Here is an 18,289-nt window from a genome sequence, read left to right as displayed (position 1 = left end):
GACGGCGACGCCCCTGACGTGAAATGAGTGCGACATGTCGGCGCTTCGACGAATCGCATCGGTATCGGCGGCGTCGGCGGTGGCCATCGGACTGATCGCTCCGGTGGGCGTGGCACCACGTGCGACCGCCGCACCGTGCGCGCAAACAACTCCTGCGCCGGGAGCCAGCGTCGTGCCGACCCTGCCCTTCCCGCGGTCGGTCGATCACCTACCGATAGGGCGCAAGCCGGCTGATGCGGACGACGCGGCCCCGTTGCCGAGGCTGGGTCCGCTGTCGCCTAATCCGGGTTCGCTCAACTCGGCGCCGATACAAGACCAGGCGGGGGTCATACCGTGGCCCAATCCGCCCGACATGGGCAATCAACCGGGCCCGAATGCCATGCAGCAGAATCCGAATACGGCTCCGGCCCCTGCTGCCGCGGTGGCCACGCCGACCACATCGATCGCCGGCTGGTTGGACGGACCCGCAAGCCCGAACAACACCTACCAACGGTTCGGCATCTCCGGCGCCGACCTCGGAATCGTCTGGGACAACGGTAATCCCAGCAACGACCAGGTGCTCCTCGCATTCGGGGACACCTACGGCGATTGCAGCGTCCCGGGCCAGCAATGGCGGAGGAACACCTTGTTCCGCAGCTCGGACCGCTCGCTCGCGGACGGAATCGCTGTGCCGGACGGCGTGATCGGCGACCAGAACTCCGGCTCACCGGAGAATCAACCGAGTTTCTCCAAGGAGATCATCGACAGTCTCAACCTGGTGGCAAGCGAGCCGTCCGTCATTCCAACCGCCGGAATCGCCGTCGGGACGACCCAATACGTCAACTTCATGTCCGTCAAGCAATGGGGCAATCCCGGCCGGTGGACGACGAACTTCTCGGCAATCGCGGCGTCCACTGACAATGGCCAAAACTGGGCCGTCGACCCCGCGACGATTCGTCCGGCCGGGTGGGGCCGCGTACCGGGAGCACCGTTCGTCTCGGGGAACCAGAATTTCCAGCAGGGGGCGTTCATGCGGCCCGGCGACGGTTACGTCTATTCGTTCGGAACCCCGTCCGGCCGCGGTGGTGCGGCGTATGTCGCGCGAGTGCCCGAGGGTTCGGTGCTGGACCTGACTCAGTACGAGTACTGGAACAAACCCTTCTTCAGCAACGGATCATGGGTACGCAACAAGCCGTGGGCCGCCTCGGCGGTGATCCCGGCGCCGGTCAGCGAAATGTCGGCCCAGTACAACCCGTATCTCCAGAAGTACGTGGTGCTGTACTGCAACGGTTCCAACAACGTCGTCATCAGGACGGCTCCGGCGCCGCAGGGACCATGGAGCGCTGCGCAAGTGCTGGTCACGTCGACCCAGATCCCGGGCGGAATCTATGCGCCGTTCATCCACCCCTGGTCATCGGGCAGAGACCTCTACTTCACGTTGTCCCTGTGGTCGGCGTACAGCGTGATGTTGATGCACACGGTGCTGCCCTGACGCCGGCTGAGTCGGAGGGTCAGCCGAATTCCAGCAAGGTGTAGGCACCGCGGAACTGCTTGATCACCGGCAGCTGCCAGAAGGCCGGAAATATCGTGCCGAAGAACAAACCTCGGCCTTTCGGCATCGGCAGGTCATGCACCGCCCGTATGCCGGGCACGGTGTGCACCAGGTCCGCCAGTTGAGACAACCGGAGGCTGAACGGCATCGGTGGAACGCGGTACCGACGCGTTGCCCGCATGCCTTTCGGCGCGAGCTTCTTGACGAGCACCGGCGGCAGGTCGAAGATCATCTGTCCACCCGGAAACCGCTTGGCGCACTGGGTGATCAGTTCCATCGCGTCGTCGGGCTGCAGATACATCATCAGGCCCTCAGCGGTGATGAACACACCATTGCTGCTGTCCACCGCATCCATCCAGCTGCGGTCCAGCGCGGACTGCGCGAGGTAGGTGATCTGCGGCGATGACGGCAGCAGTTGCTGGCGCAATTCGATGATGGGGGGCAAGTCGATTGACAACCAACGGAATTGAGCATCGGGCAGCGCGCTGCTCAGCCGCCAGAAGCTGGTCTGCAGGCCTTCCGCCAGCGCGACGACGGTGGCCTGTGGATGCTTGGTCAGATATTCGATCGCGCACCGATCATAAGCCAGTGAGCGCACTGCCATCTCTTGGCCTTTGCGGCCGAACTTGTCGAAGTCAAAGTTGATGGAGTCGACGAGCCTGATCGCCATCGGGTCATCGATGATCGCGTCCGGCAGGCTTGCCTGATGGGCCCGGCCGTTCAGCGTCATCAGAGCCGTTTCGGAGACGCCGGTCAGGATGCTGGCATCGATCTTGTCGTCGGGCGCGTGGTTCATCGAGGCAAACTAATGGCCCGTGCTGCGCGCCAGATCGACAGGGCCCCCATTGTGGGCCAGGTCGATCACGTACTGATTCACGAAGGTCCCGGCCGGCGGATCACCTTTGTCGCACGATCCGTCGGACTCACCAGGACGCTTGATCCACAGATAGGCGTCTGCGTGCGCGCCCGCGGTCGCCGTGGTAGGCGGAGTGCCCAGGGCTCGGCCGCTCGGGTTGCACCAGTCGAGCCTGGACGCGGGCGCCGGTCCGGCGCCATTGCGCGATGTGTCGATGACGTAGTGCGAACCGTTGGTGTGCGCAGAAATCGCTTCGCCGTACCCGATTTCGTCCTCGGTGGTGTAGAAGTTCGCAACGTTCAGGCTGAAACCCCGCGCGTGGCCGACGCCGGCCTTGTTGAGCCTGTCGGCCATGTCCTCGGCGCTGTGCCAGCGGATGTGACCACCATCGACGTACACGGCGGTCGCTGGATTGCGCGTCAGCGTGTCGACGGCGTAGCGAATCAAGTCGTAGCGTTCCTGGCGCTGGTCACCGGACAAGCAGTCGGCCATCGCGAGCGCGTCGGGTTCGACGATGACCGCTGCCCGGGAAGCGCCGATCTGGGATGCGATGCCGTCGATCCACCCGCGGTAGGCGTCGCCCGATCCCATGCCGCCCGCCGCAAAGCTGCCGCAGTCGCGGTGCGGGATTCCGTAGATCGTCAGAACCGGGATGGCACCGGCGGCCTGCGCGTCGCCGGTGTACTTCGCCACCGTCGCGGCCGACGACCCGGGGACGATCCAGTACGCCTGCGGAGTGTTGGCGACGGCGGTCAACTCAGGACTCGGCGGATCGGCCTTCTGAGCTGCGCGCATCGCCGCCGAGGTCGGGTTGACATAGAAGGGCGCGCCGGCCAACGGGTTGGCATTGTCCACCAGGCGCACCGCAGGGTCGGCGACAAGACCCGTGCCGGCAACGGCCACAAATGTCAGGAAGGGAACGATCCACCGTGTGACTGCACCAGCAGCTGAGAAGGTCACCTCTGGAAAAGTAGTGCTCCCGAACCCCGAGCGCCAATCGCCGAAGCTGCGGCGTCCTGCTACCGGTGGTTCGGGGCGAAAAACTGCCAGATGGTGTCGGTTGCGTTGAGCGCCGTTGACGGCGCCGGGATATTGCCGAGGCGTTGGGCAAGCGGGCTCGGTTCACCCCCCGGCCACTGGTGGCCCGCTCCGGCCACCGAGATCAATTCGACGGTGCGGCCGTCGGCGCAGCCGGCCGTCTGGGTCGTCACGTCGCCGGTGGTCGTCGAGTCGGGTTGTCCGCACCCGTCGATGCCGCGCCAGGTCGCGTTGACGGACTCCACCGAGGGGCCGTCGACGCGTGCTGTCCCGTCGGCGGAGAATGCCTTGCCCGGCCCGCCGTGGTAGGGAACTCGGTCGTCGGCGGTGCCGTGGATCTGCAGCACCGATGTCGGCCGTGCCCGTGAGCAGTCGGTCAGCAGCGTGCCCGCCACGGGCGCGATTGCCGCGAAAGTGTCTGTCTGACAACCTAATCGAAGCGCCATCATCGCCCCGTTCGACATGCCCGTGGCGTAGACCCGGGCCCGATCGATCGGGATTTCCTGCCCGATGGCGCCGACCATCGCGGTGATGAAGCCGACGTCGTCGGCGTTGGTGCGTTGCGGCTCGCCACAGCAGCTCCCCGCATTCCACGCGCGCATGATTCCGTCGGGGTAGGCGACCAGGAAATGGCGGGCGTCCGCTTCGCTGTCCCAGTGATAGGCGCGTTCGGCCTGCGTCCCGGTTCCGAAGCCGCCGTGCAGCATCACCACCAGTGGCGCGCCATCGCTCAGACCCTGTGGCCGGTACAGATGGAAGGTTCGGCTGACCCCGCCGACATCGATGGTCTGGGTGGACTGTCCGACCGGGATCGACTGCGCGCCCGGTGTTCCGAGTGCGTGGCCGCCACCGAGGCATCCGCCGAGCAGCCCAACCGAGGCTCCGAAGAGCACGGCAAGGAGTGCTCGAAAGTGTCCGGATCGCATGCGGCCATCGTGGCAGGCGCGACACAGATTGACAAGTATCTTGTCAAAATTCACGACAGTGGCACACTGATGGCCCATGGGAGGTGCCGACGCGAAGTGGGAGCCGACGGTGCCGGCGCTGCTGAATCTGGTGGCGGCGTCGGGAGCGCCGCGCTTGCGGACGGCATTCGCGGCCGCCGGCCTGGACGGGATCCGGCCAGCGCAAGCAGTCGCCTTGGTGCCGCTGGCGGCCGGCGGCTTGCATGCATCGGAGCTGGCTGACCGCCTCAACGTCAGCCGGCAGGCGGTGGCGCAGGCGGTGGCCGCACTGGAACGGCACGACTACGTCGTGCGGAATCCTCACCCGTCGGACGCCCGGGCGCGGATCGTCGAGCTCACGCCCCGGGGCCGTCACGCACTGCGCGTCATGCGCTCCAATGCGCTCGACATAGAGAAGAAATGGCGAGATATGTTGGGCGAGAAACGATTCGGAGAGCTACGCGAGACGCTGGTGGCGTTGCTGTCTGCCGAAGCGGGGGAGTCAACGTGAGATCTACAGCGCGTACAAAGCCGGCAGGTTGACGACTATCGCTTCTTGGCTGCTTCGCGCGATTACCAGTTCCGCCGGTGTCACCGGGTCGGGATTTTCCTCTCGGTGCGGCAGGTGCGGAGGGACGAAGACGTAGTCGCCCGGCTCGGTCCGAACGCGAATTTCGCTTGTTCCGTCAAAGAATACGAATTCGGGATGCCCGCTGCGGATGTAGATCATGGTCTCCGAGTCACCGTGGTGGTGGTTCGCTGAGACGCTGCCCGGTGCGGCCAGCGTTTCACCCATCTACAATTTCTCGCTGCCCACGGTAGTTCTGCTCAGGGCAGCGAACCGCTGCATACCATCGGTCTGAGCCGTGTTCGCATCGAGTTCGGATGACTTGATGTGGCGCACACGATTGCGAATGGCGCTCGTCGAGCAATCGTTGGAGAAGTCGGGATGGAAACCGTCGGGGCTAGCCATGCTTTCCACCGTAGACCCGCCTTCTTGAGCCAACGACTGACTACTCGGCCTGTTTCTTGGCTGACCGCACGATAATCCGGTCCGTTTACGGGTACCTCTACCGGACAGCTGCGCTGTAACCCATCCGGCGCCGCTGCAATATGAGGAGACACAGACATGACCGAACCTTTCACCACCACAGACGGGGGTGCGCCGGCACCGAGCGACAAGCGATCGCTCACCGTCGGCCCCGACGGCCCGATCCTGCTGCAGGACCACTACCTGATCGAGCAGATGGCCCAGTTCAACCGGGAACGCATCCCGGAGCGCCAACCGCACGCCAAGGGCGGGGGCGCGTTCGGCCACTTCGAGGTGACCAGCGACGTCAGCAAGTTCACCCGAGCCGCCGTGTTCCAGCCCGGCACCAAGACGGACACGTTGATTCGGTTCTCCACCGTCGCCGGCGAGCGCGGCAGCCCAGACACCTGGCGGGATCCGCGCGGATTTTCGCTGAAGTTCTACACGTCGGAGGGCAACTTCGACATGGTCGGCAACAACACGCCGGTCTTCTTCATGCGCGATCCCATGAAGTTCCAGCACTTCATCCGCTCACAAAAGCGCATGCAGGCAACGAATCTGCGGGACAACAACATGCAGTGGGACTTCTGGACGCTGACACCCGAGTCGGCCCACCAGGTGACCTGGCTGATGGGCGATCGCGGGATTCCCAAGAGCTGGCGACACATGAACGGCTACAGCAGTCACACCTACAGCTGGATCAACGCGAATGACGAGATTTTCTGGGTGAAGTATCACTTCATCAGCGATCAGGGCATCGAATTCCTGACCCAGGACGAGGGCGACCAGCTGGCCGGCGAGGACGGCGACTACCACCAGCGCGACCTCTACGAAGCCATCGAGGGCGGCAACTTCCCGAGCTGGACGTTGAAGATGCAGATCATGCCGTTCGAGGAGGCCAAGACCTACCGATTCAACCCGTTCGATCTGACGAAGGTGTGGCCGCACAGCGACTATCCGCTGATCGACGTCGGCAGGCTGACGCTGGACCGCAACGTCACCGACTATCACACCGAGATCGAGCAGGCCGCGTTCGAGCCGAACAACATGGTCCCGGGCACCGGTCTGAGTCCGGACAAGATGCTGCTGGCCCGCGGTTTCTCCTATGCCGACGCGCACCGCGCCAGGCTGGGTACCAACTACAAGCAGATCCCGGTCAACTCGCCGCACGTGGAGGTCAACAGCTACTCCAAGGACGGGGCGATGCGGATCAAGAACGTCACCGATCCGGTGTACGCGCCGAACTCCTACGGCGGCCCGCACGCCGACCCGGCACGTGCCGCCGAGGTGCGCTGGCAGGCTGACGGCGAGATGATCCGCGCCGCCTACACATTGCGCGCAGAGGACGACGACTGGGGTCAGGCCGGTACCTTGGTGCGCGAGGTACTAGACGATGACGCACGAGATCGGCTGGTGCACAACGTCGTTGGGCACCTGTCCAAGGGCGTCAAGGAGCCTGTACTGTCGCGGGCCTTCGAATACTGGCGCAATGTCGATTCGGATCTCGGCAAGAAGATCGAGGAAGAGTTCCGGTCAAGCGCGTCGAGCTGAGGCTTCGCTCTCCTCACGCTCGTCGGCGCATAGACTTCAAGGAAATGCCACGGGCGTGAGGAGAGATTTGCGATGCTCGCAGCGTTCGGATTCGAATCCCTGGGTGTGGTGGTCGGCGACATGTTTTTCGTCGACCCGGACCCGCTCGAAGGCCAGGAGACTCCGGAACGTGGAGTCCGACTCGAACTGCGCGTTGTCGAGCGCGGCGCGCCCGCGGGTTCGATCTATGCCGGCGTCCCGATCAACTTTGGTCGCCCGGTGTGGCGGGTGGACCTGTTCGGATCGACCGAGAGTCCGGCCGGCACGCTGGATCGGGCCCATCACCATCCCAGGTTCAAGGGTTGGGAGCCCAGCCACCGCAACTTCGTCCCGGAGCTGTCCGCCGACCCGGTCTCCTGGCTCGCCGGTGAGCTGGCCGACCCCGCGGCGGTGCTGACCCGAGCCGGGGTGAATGCGGACGAGGTCCCCGAGGCCGACAAGGCGGGACTCGCTGCGGCAGCCCCAGAGATCGTCGCGGCGGTCAAGCGGATGCTCGACGGCGTGCGAGATGGCGATCTGGCCCCTGCCCCCGCCGAGCAGGTCGCCGCCGCCCGTACCGGCTGGCTCTGAAGACATTGCGGCGCAATAGATTTTGCGCGCAAGACTGAACTGACGCGCGAGCCGCCACCGGAATATTGTCAAACCGCCTTCCCGTCGGCCGGGATGGCGCTACGGTGACGCTGTCCTGGATCCGCCCGGTCCGGGCGCACCATGACAACACAGCCAGCCCGTATTCGGCCCGGCAACTGGCTGCACATCCAGATACCAATCTTGATTGGATTTTCTCGATGAAGGCTGCTGTCAGCGCCGTTCTCGCTGCACCACCGATCTTGGCTGGATCGATATTTCTTACGTACGCTCACCGATTCGTTCACGCCGAGTACAGGCTGGTCGACGAAGCGATGATCATCATTCCGGTCGACAACCAAGCGTATGCGGATGCGGCGGTCAAGCTGTATCTCGAGCCGTCGGGCTTCCACGCCGCGGCCGACGGCAGCAACATCAGCACCCTCAATATGCCGGAGGTGGTACCGGGCGGAGGCTTGGACCACGCGGTGGACTACGGCGTGAACGAATTGGTGACCAACGTTGAAAGCGATTATGCTGCGGGTGATTTCGGCAACGACAATCCTCTCTACGTCTTCGGCTACTCGCAGAGCTCCGTGGTCGCGGGAATGGCCGAGCAGCAGCTCGCCGCCGATCACATTCCGACCGACGACCTGCACTTCGTCATGGTGGGCGACAGCGCATCAGCCGAAGGCGGCTTTTTGAACGCGTTCGTCAACGACCTTCCGGAATCCTGGCGGCCGTACGTGCTCGATGTGTTCAAGCACTTCGGCGCCAATGAAGTGCTCGGACAGACCACGCCAAACAACCTCTACCCAACCGACGTCTACAGCCTGTCCGGCGACGGCTGGGCGAATTACGACCACGGCCTCAACGATTTCGGCCTGTTCACCGACCACCTCGAATATCTCGGTCTGACGCCGGCGGAAATCGCCACCGCGGGTGCACCCGTGGTGGACGGCATCACCAACTACTTCACCATTCACGACGCGATGGTCAACAGCCTGGAAGCGTTGTGGACGCAGCTGCAAATCGCGGACAGCGTCCTGTTCTGAAAAGGCGCCGGACGAACCGTCCGCGCCGCTAGGCTGCGCTGCTGAGCGGCACTCCCACGCCGCCGGTGACGCAGGAGGAATCGATGGCGGAACGACTGGCGGGCAAGGTCGCGGTGGTCAGCGGCGGGGCACGGGGGATGGGTGCCTCGCACGTTCGGGCGCTGGTGGGCGAAGGAGCCAAGGTGGTCTTCGGCGACATCCTGGACTCCGAAGGCGAAGCGGTGGCCAAGCAGGCCGGCGACGCCGCCCGCTACGTGCACCTCGACGTCACCCGGCCTGAAGACTGGGAACGCGTGGTCGCTGTGGCGGTCGACGAATTCGGCGGTGTCGACATCTTGGTCAACAATGCCGGCGTCATCAACATCGGTCTCATCGAGGACTACGAGTTGTCGGAATGGCATCGCATTCTCGACATCAACCTGACCGGCGTCTTCCTTGGTATCCGCGCTGTCGTCGGACCGATGAAGCTGGCCGGTCGCGGCTCGATCATCAACATCTCGTCCATCGAGGGCATGGCCGGCACCATCGCCTGCCACGGCTACACCGCGACGAAGTTCGCCGTGCGCGGGCTGACCAAATCGACGGCAATGGAGTTGGGGCCCAGCGGCATTCGGGTCAACTCGATCCATCCGGGGTTGATCAAGACACCGATGACGGAGTGGGTTCCCGACGACCTCTTCCAGACCGCGTTGGGCCGTGCCGCCGAGCCGCAGGAGGTGTCCAGCCTCGTGATCTACCTCGCCAGCGACGAATCCAGCTATTCGACGGGCTCTGAGTTCGTGGTCGACGGTGGCTGCACCGCGGGCCTGGCGCACAAGGACTTCTCCACGGTCGAGACCGCGCAGCAGCCCGAGTGGGTCACCTAATTCGCGACTGTCCGAAATGGGTTGCCGAAGCATCGGCCGCCACGAAACGCGATCTTGACCTCGCAAACTTCGCCGCCATCAGCATTTGACAGCTGTGTAACATTCCCGCCATCGAATCTCCTTAGTGTCAGCCGAGCAATAACCGGCAAATTCGATGCGACGCATCGTGGCGATAGGGACTCAATTGAGCGGCAACGCAGTACGCCTGGCAGCGATCACCAATGTAGAGGCGTACGTGCCTCCGGCAGTCAGCTTCGACCCGGGCGAGATGCCGGGCTCGATCTTCGGTTCCAGTGTTTTCACCAAGGCGGAGATGCAGGCCCGGTTACCCAAAGCCGTCTACAAGTCTGTCGTCGCGACCATCGACAAAGGCGTGAAACTCGACCCTGCCGTCGCCGACGCCGTTGCCGCCGCCATGAAGGACTGGGCGCTGGAAAAGGGCGCCACCCACTACGCCCACGTCTTCTACCCGATGACCGGTTTCACCGCCGAGAAGCACGACAGCTTCCTCGAGCCGGTCTCCGATGGTGCGACCCTTGCCGAATTCGCCGGAAAGACGCTGATCCAGGGCGAGCCCGACGCGTCCAGCTTCCCGTCGGGCGGGCTGCGCAGCACCTTCGAGGCACGCGGGTACACCGGCTGGGACGCCACCAGCCCGGCCTACATCCTGGAGAACCCGAACGGCAACACGCTGTGCATCCCGACCGTCTTCGTCTCGATGACCGGTGAAGCACTGGACTACAAGACGCCGCTGCTGCGCAGCCAGCAGGCCATGGGTGTGCACGCCGAGCGCGTCTTGAAGCTCTTCGGTCACAAGGACCTCAACCACGTCGTGTCGTTCTGCGGTCCCGAGCAGGAATACTTCCTGGTCGACCGGCACTTCTTCCTCGCGCGGCCGGACCTGATCAACGCCGGTCGCACGTTGTTCGGCACCAAGCCGCCGAAGGGTCAGGAGTTCGACGACCACTACTTCGGGGCGGTGCCCGAGCGTGTCCTCGGCTTCATGATGGACACCGAGCGGGAGCTGTTCAAACTCGGTATCCCGGCCAAGACCCGGCACAACGAGGTCGCCCCCGGCCAGTTCGAGATCGCGCCGATGTTCGAGCGGGCCAACATCGCCTCCGACCACCAGCAGCTGCTGATGACGATCTTCAAGACGATCGCCAAGAAGCACGGCATGGAGTGCCTGTTCCACGAGAAGCCGTTCGCCGGCGTCAACGGGTCGGGCAAGCACGTCAACTTCTCGATGGGCAACGCCGAATTGGGTTCGCTGCTGGTTCCCGGCGACACCCCGCATGAGAACGCCCAGTTCCTGGTGTTCTGCGCCGCGGTGATCCGCGCTGTGCACAAGTTCTCCGGGCTGCTGCGCGTCTCGGTCGCGTCGGCCACCAACGACCACCGCCTGGGTGCCAACGAGGCGCCGCCCGCCATCATCTCGATCTTCCTCGGCGAGCAGCTCGCCGACGTCTTCGAGCAGATCGCCAAGGGCGCGGCCACGTCGTCAAAGGGCAAGGGCACCATGATCATTGGTGTCGACACGCTGCCCCCGCTGCCGACCGACCCAGGCGACCGCAACCGCACCAGCCCGTTCGCGTTCACCGGCAACCGGTTCGAATTCCGGGCACCCGGTTCCGGGCAGACGGTCGCCGTGCCGCTGATCGTGCTCAACACGATCATGGCGGACTCGCTGGACTACATGGCCACCAAGCTGGAGAAGGCGATCGAGGGCGGGGAGGAGTTCGACACCGCAGTGCAGACTCTGCTGACCGAGATCATCACCGAGCACGGCGATGTGGTCTACAACGGCGACGGCTACTCGGAGAAGTGGCAGATCGAGGCCGCCGAGCGAGGCCTGCCGAACCTCAAGACGAGCCTGGACGCCATCCCCGAGTTGATCAAGCCGGAAGCGGTCGAACTCTTCGAGAAATACGGGGTTTTCAACGAGCGCGAGCTGCACAGCCGCTACGAGGTGCGCTTGGAGCAGTACGCGCTGACGATCGCGGTCGAGGCCAAGCTGTCGCTGGAGATCGGCTCGACGATCATCCTGCCGGCCGCAATCCGCTACCAGACGGAGTTGGCGCAGAACGTCGCGGCGCTGAAGGCCGCCGGCGTCGAGCCGAGCCTCACCGCGCTGAAATCGGTGTCGGGTCCGATCGCCGACCTCGAGGCCGGCCTGGAAACGCTGAAAGCCGCGTTGTCCAACCACTCGGGAGAGTCGGCGCTCGACGAGGCCAAGCACGCTCAGCATGAGCTGTTGCCGGCGATGGACGCGATCCGGGCCGCCGCGGATGCGCTCGAAGCCATTGTCGCCGATGACCTGTGGCCGCTGCCCACCTACCAGGAGATGCTGTACGTCCTCTAGGGCACGTAGCCTGCGCGGCCACCTGTACGCTGAACGCAAGCGTTTGCGCCCTGGTTGAGTCCGCAGCCGATGGTGTGCGGCGAAAGCTTCGTGGGACATCGGTCGAGGGCACGGTCGTTGTCTCGGCGCTCAATGACTGCGACAACAAAGAGGTGGTACCGGCATGCCTTCATGGCGGCAGAAAGTGCGTGGGCAAAGCGTGGCGACGACGACGGCCAACCGCGAGGTTGGTACGGAGATCGAAGTCGAGGTCACGGCTGCCACGACGCTGGAGTTCCAGGTCGCCGTGGCCCGGATGCCTGGGCTCGACATCCGTGAGTCGTTGACAATCACGTTGAACGGCAACGAGATTCAGCCCCGCGAGATCATCGGGCAACACGACACACGGATCCATGCGATCGACGTCGAGCAGGGAACCGTGAAGCTGTCGTACTCGGCGACGGTCGCCGGCGAAGCCGAGCCCGCCCCGGTCCACGACATCGACGTGACCACCTATCTGCGTCCGAGCCGCTACGCCGAGGCCGACAAGTTCTTCGGCTTCGCGGCGACCGAGTTCGGCCACTACACCGATTCGGCCACGCTGCTGGAAAAGGTTGCGGCGTGGGTGGGCGCGCGGCTGAATTACGTACCGGGATCCAGTGATCCGATCGACGGCGCCGCCGACACACTGCTCGCCGGGGCCGGGGTGTGCCGCGACTACGCGCACCTGGTTATCGCGTTGCTGCGGGCGCTGAACGTGCCCGCCCGTCTGGTCGCGGTGTATCCGCCGGGATGCGATCCAATGGACTTCCACGCGGTGGCCGAGGCGTTCGTCGACGGCGAGTGGCGTGTCGTCGACGCGACGTGCCTGGCCCCCCGGCAGTCGATGGTGCGGATCGCCACCGGCCGCGACGCCGCCGACACCGCGTTCCTGGACAACCACAAGGGCTCGATCAACTTGACCAACATGGTGGTCACCGCCTACGTCGACGGCGAGCTGCCGATCGACTCGATCGACCACCTGGTGAGTTTGAGCTAGCGCTTCACCGGCGCAGGAGCTTCTCGCGGAGCGAGTCCGTCAGCGAACGCCGCATCGATACCGGCTGGAATCGGCGAGCCTCGTCGGTCAGGGCTTGGCGAGCATCCGCGCTCAGCTCGAGATCGGCTGCAGCGACGTTGAATTCGAGCTGCTCGACGCTGGAGGCGCCGGGGATCGCGACGACGTTGGGCAGGCTGATCAGCCACGCCAGCGCCACCTGCGCGGGTTTGGCGCCCACGTCGTCGGCGACGTCGCGCAAGGTCTGCAGCAGGGGCTCGATGCGGCGCAGGTTCTCGGTGCCGAACAGCCGGTTGATCGCCCGCACACCGCCGGGTCTGTTGTCGACGCCGTACTTGCCGCCCAGAAGTCCTTGCGCCAGTGGGCTGTACGCGATCACCACCCGGTTCTCCTGCTCAGCGAAGGGCACCAGGTCGTCGAGTGCGCGCGGGTGGGCGAGCGATAAGTGAACCTGGTTGCTGATGACCGGTCGTCCGAGTGCGGCATCGGCCTGCTTCCACCGCGATAACGAATAGTTCGACACACCGGCCGCGCCGATCGCTCCGCTGTCCAGCAGCTCACGCATGCCGGGCATGATCACCGAGTCGGGGACCACCGGGTTGGGCTGGTGGATCTGGTACAGCGGAATGTGTTCCAGCCGCAGTCGTCGCGCGCTGGCCCGCTCGCGCTGTTTGACCACCGCCGGAAACGGGGCGACGGGAAAGATCTTGGTGGCCACCGCAACCTGCTCGCGCTCGTCGCCAAGCGCGTCGCTGAGGATTCGCTCACTCTTTCCCAGCCCGTACACCTCGGCGGTGTCGAAGAGCGTGACGCCCAACGCGCGCGCACGATGAACGATGTCGCGCGCGGGGCCTGAGGCGTAACTGTCGCCATAACCCCACTCGCGCGACCCGAACTGCCAGGTTCCCAGGCCGATTCGGCTGACTTTGCCGACTCCGTCGACGTCCAGATACTTCATCCTCCCCACGGTAGCGATCTGGACGCCGACGGGTCAGGCAGAGATTCAGGTCGTCGCGCCGTGCCTCTCCAGGACGTCCATCACCTGCCGGGTCTGCACGACATCGTCGTCTGCGCACAGCTCGCGCAACTCGATGACGAGGGATTGCAACTCGTCGAGCCGCTCCGTCGCCTGGGTCAGCGTTGCCAGCCAGATGTCGTAGTCACGCTCGTCCGCGGTAGCAATCTCGGCTACCGCGAGAGACGTCTCGCTCATCGCCTTCACTCTCCCGACTCCCGGGTACGCGGCGCGTACCAAACCGTATTTGAGCTGCGGTTAACCCCTAAGCGATGTGTCTAAACTCACACACCGTCGGGCTGCTGGCTATCCGGACACACCATCTGGCAAACCGGATGTGAAGTCCCGCCGTCGGCTGAAATCCGGAGTCGCCGCCGCGGGTGAGCGACCCGTCGGGGCGGCCGATACGCTGTGCCTGCAGCGGGGCACGTTACAAGAAAGGGCGAATATGTCACGGACAGTGGTCGTCGGCGCATCGAGTGGTCTCGGGCGCTGCATCGGTATCGGTCTGGCTCAGCGCGGCGGACAGGTTGCCCTGCTCGCGCGACGGCGCGAGCGCATCGAATCGGCGGCCGAGGAGGCCGGCAACGGCGCGATCGCCGTCGAATGCGACGTCGTCGACGAGAGCTCATGTCGCGCCGCGTTCGATCAGGTGGCCGAAGCCCTGGGCGGTATCGACAATCTCATCTACACGCCCGCGATCAGCCCCCTGGTTCGGATGGTCGACACCGGTGCCGACACCTGGCGGCGCATCTTCGACACCAACGTCATCGGAGCATCGTTGGCGACGGCCGCGGCGATCCCGCATCTGACGGCTTCAGCGGGCAAGGCCGTGTATCTGTCTTCTGACGCAGGCTCTTTCGGGCCGCCGTGGCCGGGCCTGGGCGCGTACGGCGTGAGCAAGGCCGCGCTGGAACGACTGGTGGAAGCCTGGCGGGCCGAGCACCCGGACGTCGGCTTCACGTCGCTGATCGTCGGGGAGTGCGCGGGCGGCGAGGGTGACGCGGCTACCGGTATGAACGCCGGCTGGGACATGGATCTGGCGATGAAGGCCTATCCGCTGTGGGTATCGGGCGGCTGCATGCCCGGCAAGCTGATGCCCGTCGAGGATCTCATCGAGGTGGTACAGACCATTCTGCAGACGAACTCCTCGACATCGATGCCGGTGGTGGTCGCGCGGGGCGCGCCCGCCGCCCAGGTCGCCTTCCCGGACACCAATTAGCCAGAGCCGCCGCCGGATTACGGCGGTCGCAGGCAGCCGCGTCCTCTACAGTTGCGCCTGACAATCACGATTGAAGGAGACGCGGATGGCGTGGTTCATGGCCCTCCAGAGCCCGGCCCACTCACCCCACCAGTCGATGGTCTACGAACTGCAAGACGGGGTGGACGTGGACAAGATCGCCCAGGAGCTGGTCAGTTCTGCCACGCTGGATCGGGTCGTGCCCGTGCCCGCGGTGCTCACGCAGAACAAGCGGCGGCACCAGAAAGTCACAATCTACGTCCGGCCCGCGGCGTGGGGCCTGTGGTCGTTTTACGAACTGTCCGAAGAGGATCGCCGCGAGATGTTGAAAAACAACCCGGTGGTCAACGCGCTCGCCCAGGCTGCTCAGCAGCGTGCACAAGGGCAGGCCAAGCAGCCGACCGGCGGGCCGATGACCGTCCAGGTCAACCCGCTCACCGGCCAGGTGGGCCCTGCCGGCCCGAGCCGCGGCTAGGCGGTGTGCTGGGAGTCGCCGCGGTCGTCAGGCCGCGATGCGGCGCCCAGCGTGGTCAGCATGCCGACCGCAGCCCGCTGCCAGGTGAACATCTCGGCGCGGCGCCGTGCGGCGTCACGCCGATGAGCTTCCGGGCGGCCGACGATCGCGCTGACGGCTTCGGCGATGGCTACCGGGTTGTTGTCGGCCAGCGCGCCGCTGTCCGCGGTGATGATCTCGCCCAGCGCCGAGGTGCGGGAGACCACGGCCGGCGTCCCGCAGGCCAGCGATTCCAGCGCGGCCAGACCGAATGTCTCGTGCGGGCCCGGTGCCAGCGCGACGTCGGCGGACGCCAGTAGCTCGGCGACGGTGTGCCGGTCGGAGATGAACCCGGTGAAATCGATCGGCAGCCGAGCGGCCTGCCGCTGCAGCCGGGCCCGCAACGGGCCGTCGCCCACCACCACAAGCCGGGCCTGAACGCCGGCGTCGCACAACGCCGCGACCGCGTCGATGCTGCGGTCGGCCCGCTTTTCCACCGACAGCCGGCCGCAGTGCACCAGCAGGATCTGGTTCGGCTCGGCCCAGCGCCGGCGCATCGCGCTCGAGCGCCGCGACGGGTGGAACATCTCCAGGTCCACACCCAACGGAACCGTGACGGTGTTCGTCGCGCCGATGCGATCGAATTCCTCGCGGGCGAAACCCGTCGTGCACACCACGGTGTCGTAGTCAGCCGCGGTGCGCCGATTGGCGTAGTCGGCGAACCTGCGAGCCGCGCGGCGTGGAAGTACTTGGCCCGCAAGGCGATCCAGGCGCTCGTGGGAGATCATCACCGTTGTCGCGTTGTGTTCGCGACCCCAGCGGCCCAGCGAGCGCAGGGTGAGCCGGTCGGAAACCTCCAAAGTGTCCGGTCGAAGCGATCGCAGAAGTTCGCGCACCGGTCCCGGCAGCACCGCACGATATCCGCCGGTGAACGGAATCAGCCTGGCGGGCACGGTGATTCGCACAACACCAGTCGAGAGCCGAGCGTGCTCGGGGCCTCGACCGGGCACGATGAGGAACACCTCATGGCCCAGAGCGCAGTATTCCGCGCCCAACCGGTCGACGGCGGTGCGAAGGCCGCCGGAACGAGGTCCGTAGAAATTGGCGACCTGAACGACACGCATCTAGTTAGCAGAACCGGTGCTCGTGTGCGGTCAACGATCTGACACCGACGAGTAGCTGAACAGGCTGTGAACACCGAAGGTCGCGGCGCGCGGACTGCTCACACTGCAGCGGGCCGAAGGCGGAAAATACGGATCTCTCTGGGTGAGCAGCTGACGCGGTAGCGCTCGTAACCGGCGTAGAAGTCGACGGCTGTGGCCCACGCCGAAGCGCGTTGCGCGCCGCTCAGCAACTCGGCTCGATACTGCGCGGACGCCGTCTTGAACTCGACCGTGCATTCCGGGTGTGCAAGCAGATTGCTGCTCCACCCCGGATGTGCCGGGCGACCGTAGTTGGACCCGATTGCCAGAAGTCCGTCGGAGTCTTCGATCAGCACGAGCGGTTGCGTGCGCGCCAGACCGGATTTCGCCCCGGTCGTGGTGACCAGCCCGACCTTGTCGATGCCGACCGAACTCAGGCGTCCGTTGGTCCTCGGGATCAGGGCCTTGTCGATGCGTGGCGCGAGCCGGAGGACGAACTGGTAACCGGGCGGGCTCATCAGGGCCCGTTCCATCAGGGCTTCGTCGAGCCGCAGCCGTCGTCCGCGAATCGGGCTTTCCCGTCGAAGGGACACACGTCGACGGTACTCAATTCGCGGGACTCCGTGAGCCCTTTGAAGATCCGCATTCCGCAAACGATCCCGGCTCTATTTGGAATCACTGAGCAGAGCCTAAAATTGCTCTAATGCCCTGGTATTACTGGCCGATGCGCACGGTAGGGTGGTCATCGCGAGTCCTGACCGGCAACGCCGTTGAATATCGTGCTGCGAGATCGGATCGGGACCGCGACGGGTGATGGGATAGCGGAGATGCGCCAGTGGGCGGCCACACTCGCCGTGGCCGGCGTCGGGATTCTCGCGGCGGGGTGCGGCGGTAGCAACCAAGCCGGCACGACCTCGACGACGACGACGGTGACGTCGCTGATTCCGCGGCCCGTCGTCGAGCGTGAACTCGACACACTGTTGCTCACCCCGGCGCAGATCAACCCGCTGATGGGCGCCACCGAACTGTCGGTCGTCAGAAAACACGACGCGATGTCCGACGACGCCGCCACCATGAAGCCGCCTGAATGCCTCGCCATCGACGGCTCGGCTCAGGCACAGGTGTACGCCAACAGCGGCTTCACCGCCGTGCGCGATCAGGCACTCAACGACGGCAACGGCTTCACCCATTACGCCGAACAGGCGGTGGTGTTGTTTCCGACCGCCAAACAGGCCAAGGTCTTCTTCATCGCATCAGGCCTGCGATGGCCCGCGTGTCACCAGTACACCCACACGCAGTCCGGAACACAGTGGACGGTGGGGCCGATGTCGGACGACAACGGCGCGCTGAGCGTGATCTCGACTCAGCAGCAAGCCAAAGCCGGCGGGTGGGCCTGCGGACGGGCGCTGGCGGTCAAGAACAACGTCATCGTCGACGTCAACACGTGCGGCGCCAACCCGGCGAACTCCGCGGTCGACATCGCCAACCAGATCGTGGCGAAAGTGGCGACGCGCTAAGGGATTC

Annotated in this window: 18 protein-coding genes and 1 pseudogene; 11 read left to right on the top strand and 8 right to left on the bottom strand. The window is 65.2% G+C overall.

Going from position 1 to position 18,289, the window contains the following annotated elements:
- Positions 1–34 precede the first annotated feature (34 nt).
- Entirely contained in the window at positions 35–1,471 is a 1,437-nt protein-coding gene (locus G6N27_RS06645; RefSeq protein ID WP_163775622.1) for a DUF4185 domain-containing protein, read from the top strand.
- A gap of 19 nt (positions 1,472–1,490) precedes the next feature.
- On the opposite strand, the gene G6N27_RS06640 is transcribed toward G6N27_RS06645, so the two are convergent.
- Genes G6N27_RS06640 through G6N27_RS06630 form a run of 3 tightly spaced genes read right to left on the bottom strand, consistent with a single transcriptional unit; the run spans position 1,491 to position 4,351 of the window.
- A complete protein-coding gene (locus tag G6N27_RS06640; protein WP_163775621.1) occupies positions 1,491–2,327 on the bottom strand; it encodes a class I SAM-dependent methyltransferase in 837 nt (278 codons plus the stop codon).
- 9 nt (positions 2,328–2,336) lie between these two features.
- Positions 2,337–3,347 carry a glycoside hydrolase family 6 protein gene (locus G6N27_RS06635; protein ID WP_163775620.1) on the bottom strand — a complete coding sequence of 337 codons (1,011 nt, stop codon included), beginning with the start codon at positions 3,345–3,347 and terminating at the stop codon, positions 2,337–2,339.
- A gap of 59 nt (positions 3,348–3,406) precedes the next feature.
- Positions 3,407–4,351 carry an alpha/beta hydrolase family esterase gene (locus G6N27_RS06630; protein WP_163775619.1) on the bottom strand — a complete coding sequence of 315 codons (945 nt, stop codon included), beginning with the start codon at positions 4,349–4,351 and terminating at the stop codon, positions 3,407–3,409.
- 76 nt (positions 4,352–4,427) lie between these two features.
- Here G6N27_RS06630 and G6N27_RS06625 point away from each other — a divergent pair, with 76 nt between their 5' ends.
- Complete coding sequence (locus tag G6N27_RS06625; protein ID WP_163775618.1) at positions 4,428–4,880, top strand: MarR family winged helix-turn-helix transcriptional regulator; 453 nt, start codon at positions 4,428–4,430, stop codon at positions 4,878–4,880.
- Between the two features lie 3 nt (positions 4,881–4,883).
- Here G6N27_RS06625 and G6N27_RS06620 read toward each other — a convergent pair.
- Positions 4,884–5,342: pseudogene (locus tag G6N27_RS06620) on the bottom strand (cupin domain-containing protein).
- A 156-nt stretch (positions 5,343–5,498) separates the two neighbouring features.
- Between G6N27_RS06620 and G6N27_RS06615 the strand changes: the two are divergent.
- The 6 genes from G6N27_RS06615 (at position 5,499) to G6N27_RS06590 (ending at position 12,857) form a co-directional block, all read left to right on the top strand.
- Positions 5,499–6,950, top strand: coding sequence for a catalase (locus G6N27_RS06615; RefSeq protein ID WP_163775617.1), 1,452 nt, complete (start codon positions 5,499–5,501; stop codon positions 6,948–6,950).
- A 72-nt stretch (positions 6,951–7,022) separates the two neighbouring features.
- Complete coding sequence (locus G6N27_RS06610) at positions 7,023–7,559, top strand: hypothetical protein (RefSeq protein ID WP_163775616.1); 537 nt, start codon at positions 7,023–7,025, stop codon at positions 7,557–7,559.
- Positions 7,560–7,777: 218 nt separating this feature from the next.
- Positions 7,778–8,611 (top strand): PE-PPE domain-containing protein, encoded by an 834-nt coding sequence (locus G6N27_RS06605; protein ID WP_163775615.1) that lies wholly within the window; start codon positions 7,778–7,780, stop codon positions 8,609–8,611.
- An 83-nt stretch (positions 8,612–8,694) separates the two neighbouring features.
- Entirely contained in the window at positions 8,695–9,477 is a 783-nt protein-coding gene (locus G6N27_RS06600; protein ID WP_163775614.1) for an SDR family oxidoreductase, read from the top strand.
- 184 nt (positions 9,478–9,661) lie between these two features.
- Positions 9,662–11,839: a glutamine synthetase III family protein gene (locus G6N27_RS06595; RefSeq protein ID WP_163775613.1), complete on the top strand. Its 2,178-nt coding sequence runs from the start codon at positions 9,662–9,664 to the stop codon at positions 11,837–11,839.
- Between the two features lie 163 nt (positions 11,840–12,002).
- Complete coding sequence (locus tag G6N27_RS06590) at positions 12,003–12,857, top strand: transglutaminase-like domain-containing protein (protein WP_163775612.1); 855 nt, start codon at positions 12,003–12,005, stop codon at positions 12,855–12,857.
- Between the two features lie 4 nt (positions 12,858–12,861).
- Here G6N27_RS06590 and G6N27_RS06585 read toward each other — a convergent pair whose 3' ends face one another.
- Together G6N27_RS06585 and G6N27_RS06580 are read right to left on the bottom strand one after the other, a co-directional pair.
- Positions 12,862–13,833 (bottom strand): aldo/keto reductase, encoded by a 972-nt coding sequence (locus G6N27_RS06585; protein WP_163775611.1) that lies wholly within the window; start codon positions 13,831–13,833, stop codon positions 12,862–12,864.
- Positions 13,834–13,878: 45 nt separating this feature from the next.
- Positions 13,879–14,088 (bottom strand): hypothetical protein, encoded by a 210-nt coding sequence (locus G6N27_RS06580; RefSeq protein ID WP_163775610.1) that lies wholly within the window; start codon positions 14,086–14,088, stop codon positions 13,879–13,881.
- 262 nt (positions 14,089–14,350) lie between these two features.
- On the opposite strand from G6N27_RS06580, the gene G6N27_RS06575 reads away from it, so the two are divergent.
- Together G6N27_RS06575 and G6N27_RS06570 are read left to right on the top strand one after the other, a co-directional pair.
- Entirely contained in the window at positions 14,351–15,112 is a 762-nt protein-coding gene (locus G6N27_RS06575) for an SDR family oxidoreductase (RefSeq protein ID WP_163781451.1), read from the top strand.
- 85 nt (positions 15,113–15,197) lie between these two features.
- On the top strand, positions 15,198–15,605 hold the full coding sequence (locus tag G6N27_RS06570; RefSeq protein WP_163775609.1) for a hypothetical protein: 408 nt from the start codon (positions 15,198–15,200) through the stop codon (positions 15,603–15,605).
- Here G6N27_RS06570 and G6N27_RS06565 read toward each other — a convergent pair.
- Both G6N27_RS06565 and G6N27_RS06560 read right to left on the bottom strand, forming a co-directional pair.
- Entirely contained in the window at positions 15,602–16,747 is a 1,146-nt protein-coding gene (locus G6N27_RS06565; protein ID WP_163775608.1) for a glycosyltransferase, read from the bottom strand. The two genes, G6N27_RS06570 and G6N27_RS06565, sit on opposite strands and share 4 nt — an antisense overlap.
- Positions 16,748–16,845: 98 nt before the next feature.
- Complete coding sequence (locus G6N27_RS06560) at positions 16,846–17,358, bottom strand: nitroreductase family deazaflavin-dependent oxidoreductase (RefSeq protein ID WP_232064903.1); 513 nt, start codon at positions 17,356–17,358, stop codon at positions 16,846–16,848.
- Between the two features lie 234 nt (positions 17,359–17,592).
- On the opposite strand from G6N27_RS06560, the gene G6N27_RS06555 reads away from it, so the two are divergent.
- Positions 17,593–18,282: a sensor domain-containing protein gene (locus G6N27_RS06555; RefSeq protein ID WP_163775607.1), complete on the top strand. Its 690-nt coding sequence runs from the start codon at positions 17,593–17,595 to the stop codon at positions 18,280–18,282.
- Positions 18,283–18,289: the final 7 nt, after the last annotated feature.

The sequence above is a fragment of the Mycobacterium cookii genome (assembly GCF_010727945.1).
Taxonomy (GTDB): Bacteria; Actinomycetota; Actinomycetes; order Mycobacteriales; family Mycobacteriaceae; genus Mycobacterium; species Mycobacterium cookii.
Note: the sequence above shows the minus strand (reverse complement) of the source record. Positions and strands in the feature narration are given on the sequence as shown.

Bases quoted from the DNA above. Each gene is read 5' to 3' on its own strand.
- G6N27_RS06555 (WP_163775607.1), top strand. From the start codon at position 17,593: ATGCGCCAGTGGGCGGCCACACTCGCCGTGGCCGGCGTCGGGATTCTC.
- G6N27_RS06580 (WP_163775610.1), bottom strand. From the start codon at position 14,088: ATGAGCGAGACGTCTCTCGCGGTAGCCGAGATTGCTACCGCGGACGAG.
- G6N27_RS06645 (WP_163775622.1), top strand. From the start codon at position 35: ATGTCGGCGCTTCGACGAATCGCATCGGTATCGGCGGCGTCGGCGGTG.
- G6N27_RS06565 (WP_163775608.1), bottom strand. From the start codon at position 16,747: ATGCGTGTCGTTCAGGTCGCCAATTTCTACGGACCTCGTTCCGGCGGC.
- G6N27_RS06585 (WP_163775611.1), bottom strand. From the start codon at position 13,833: ATGAAGTATCTGGACGTCGACGGAGTCGGCAAAGTCAGCCGAATCGGC.
- G6N27_RS06590 (WP_163775612.1), top strand. From the start codon at position 12,003: ATGCCTTCATGGCGGCAGAAAGTGCGTGGGCAAAGCGTGGCGACGACG.
- G6N27_RS06640 (WP_163775621.1), bottom strand. From the start codon at position 2,327: ATGAACCACGCGCCCGACGACAAGATCGATGCCAGCATCCTGACCGGC.
- G6N27_RS06630 (WP_163775619.1), bottom strand. From the start codon at position 4,351: ATGCGATCCGGACACTTTCGAGCACTCCTTGCCGTGCTCTTCGGAGCC.
- G6N27_RS06610 (WP_163775616.1), top strand. From the start codon at position 7,023: ATGCTCGCAGCGTTCGGATTCGAATCCCTGGGTGTGGTGGTCGGCGAC.
- G6N27_RS06605 (WP_163775615.1), top strand. From the start codon at position 7,778: ATGAAGGCTGCTGTCAGCGCCGTTCTCGCTGCACCACCGATCTTGGCT.
- G6N27_RS06600 (WP_163775614.1), top strand. From the start codon at position 8,695: ATGGCGGAACGACTGGCGGGCAAGGTCGCGGTGGTCAGCGGCGGGGCA.
- G6N27_RS06625 (WP_163775618.1), top strand. From the start codon at position 4,428: ATGGGAGGTGCCGACGCGAAGTGGGAGCCGACGGTGCCGGCGCTGCTG.
- G6N27_RS06615 (WP_163775617.1), top strand. From the start codon at position 5,499: ATGACCGAACCTTTCACCACCACAGACGGGGGTGCGCCGGCACCGAGC.
- G6N27_RS06570 (WP_163775609.1), top strand. From the start codon at position 15,198: ATGGCGTGGTTCATGGCCCTCCAGAGCCCGGCCCACTCACCCCACCAG.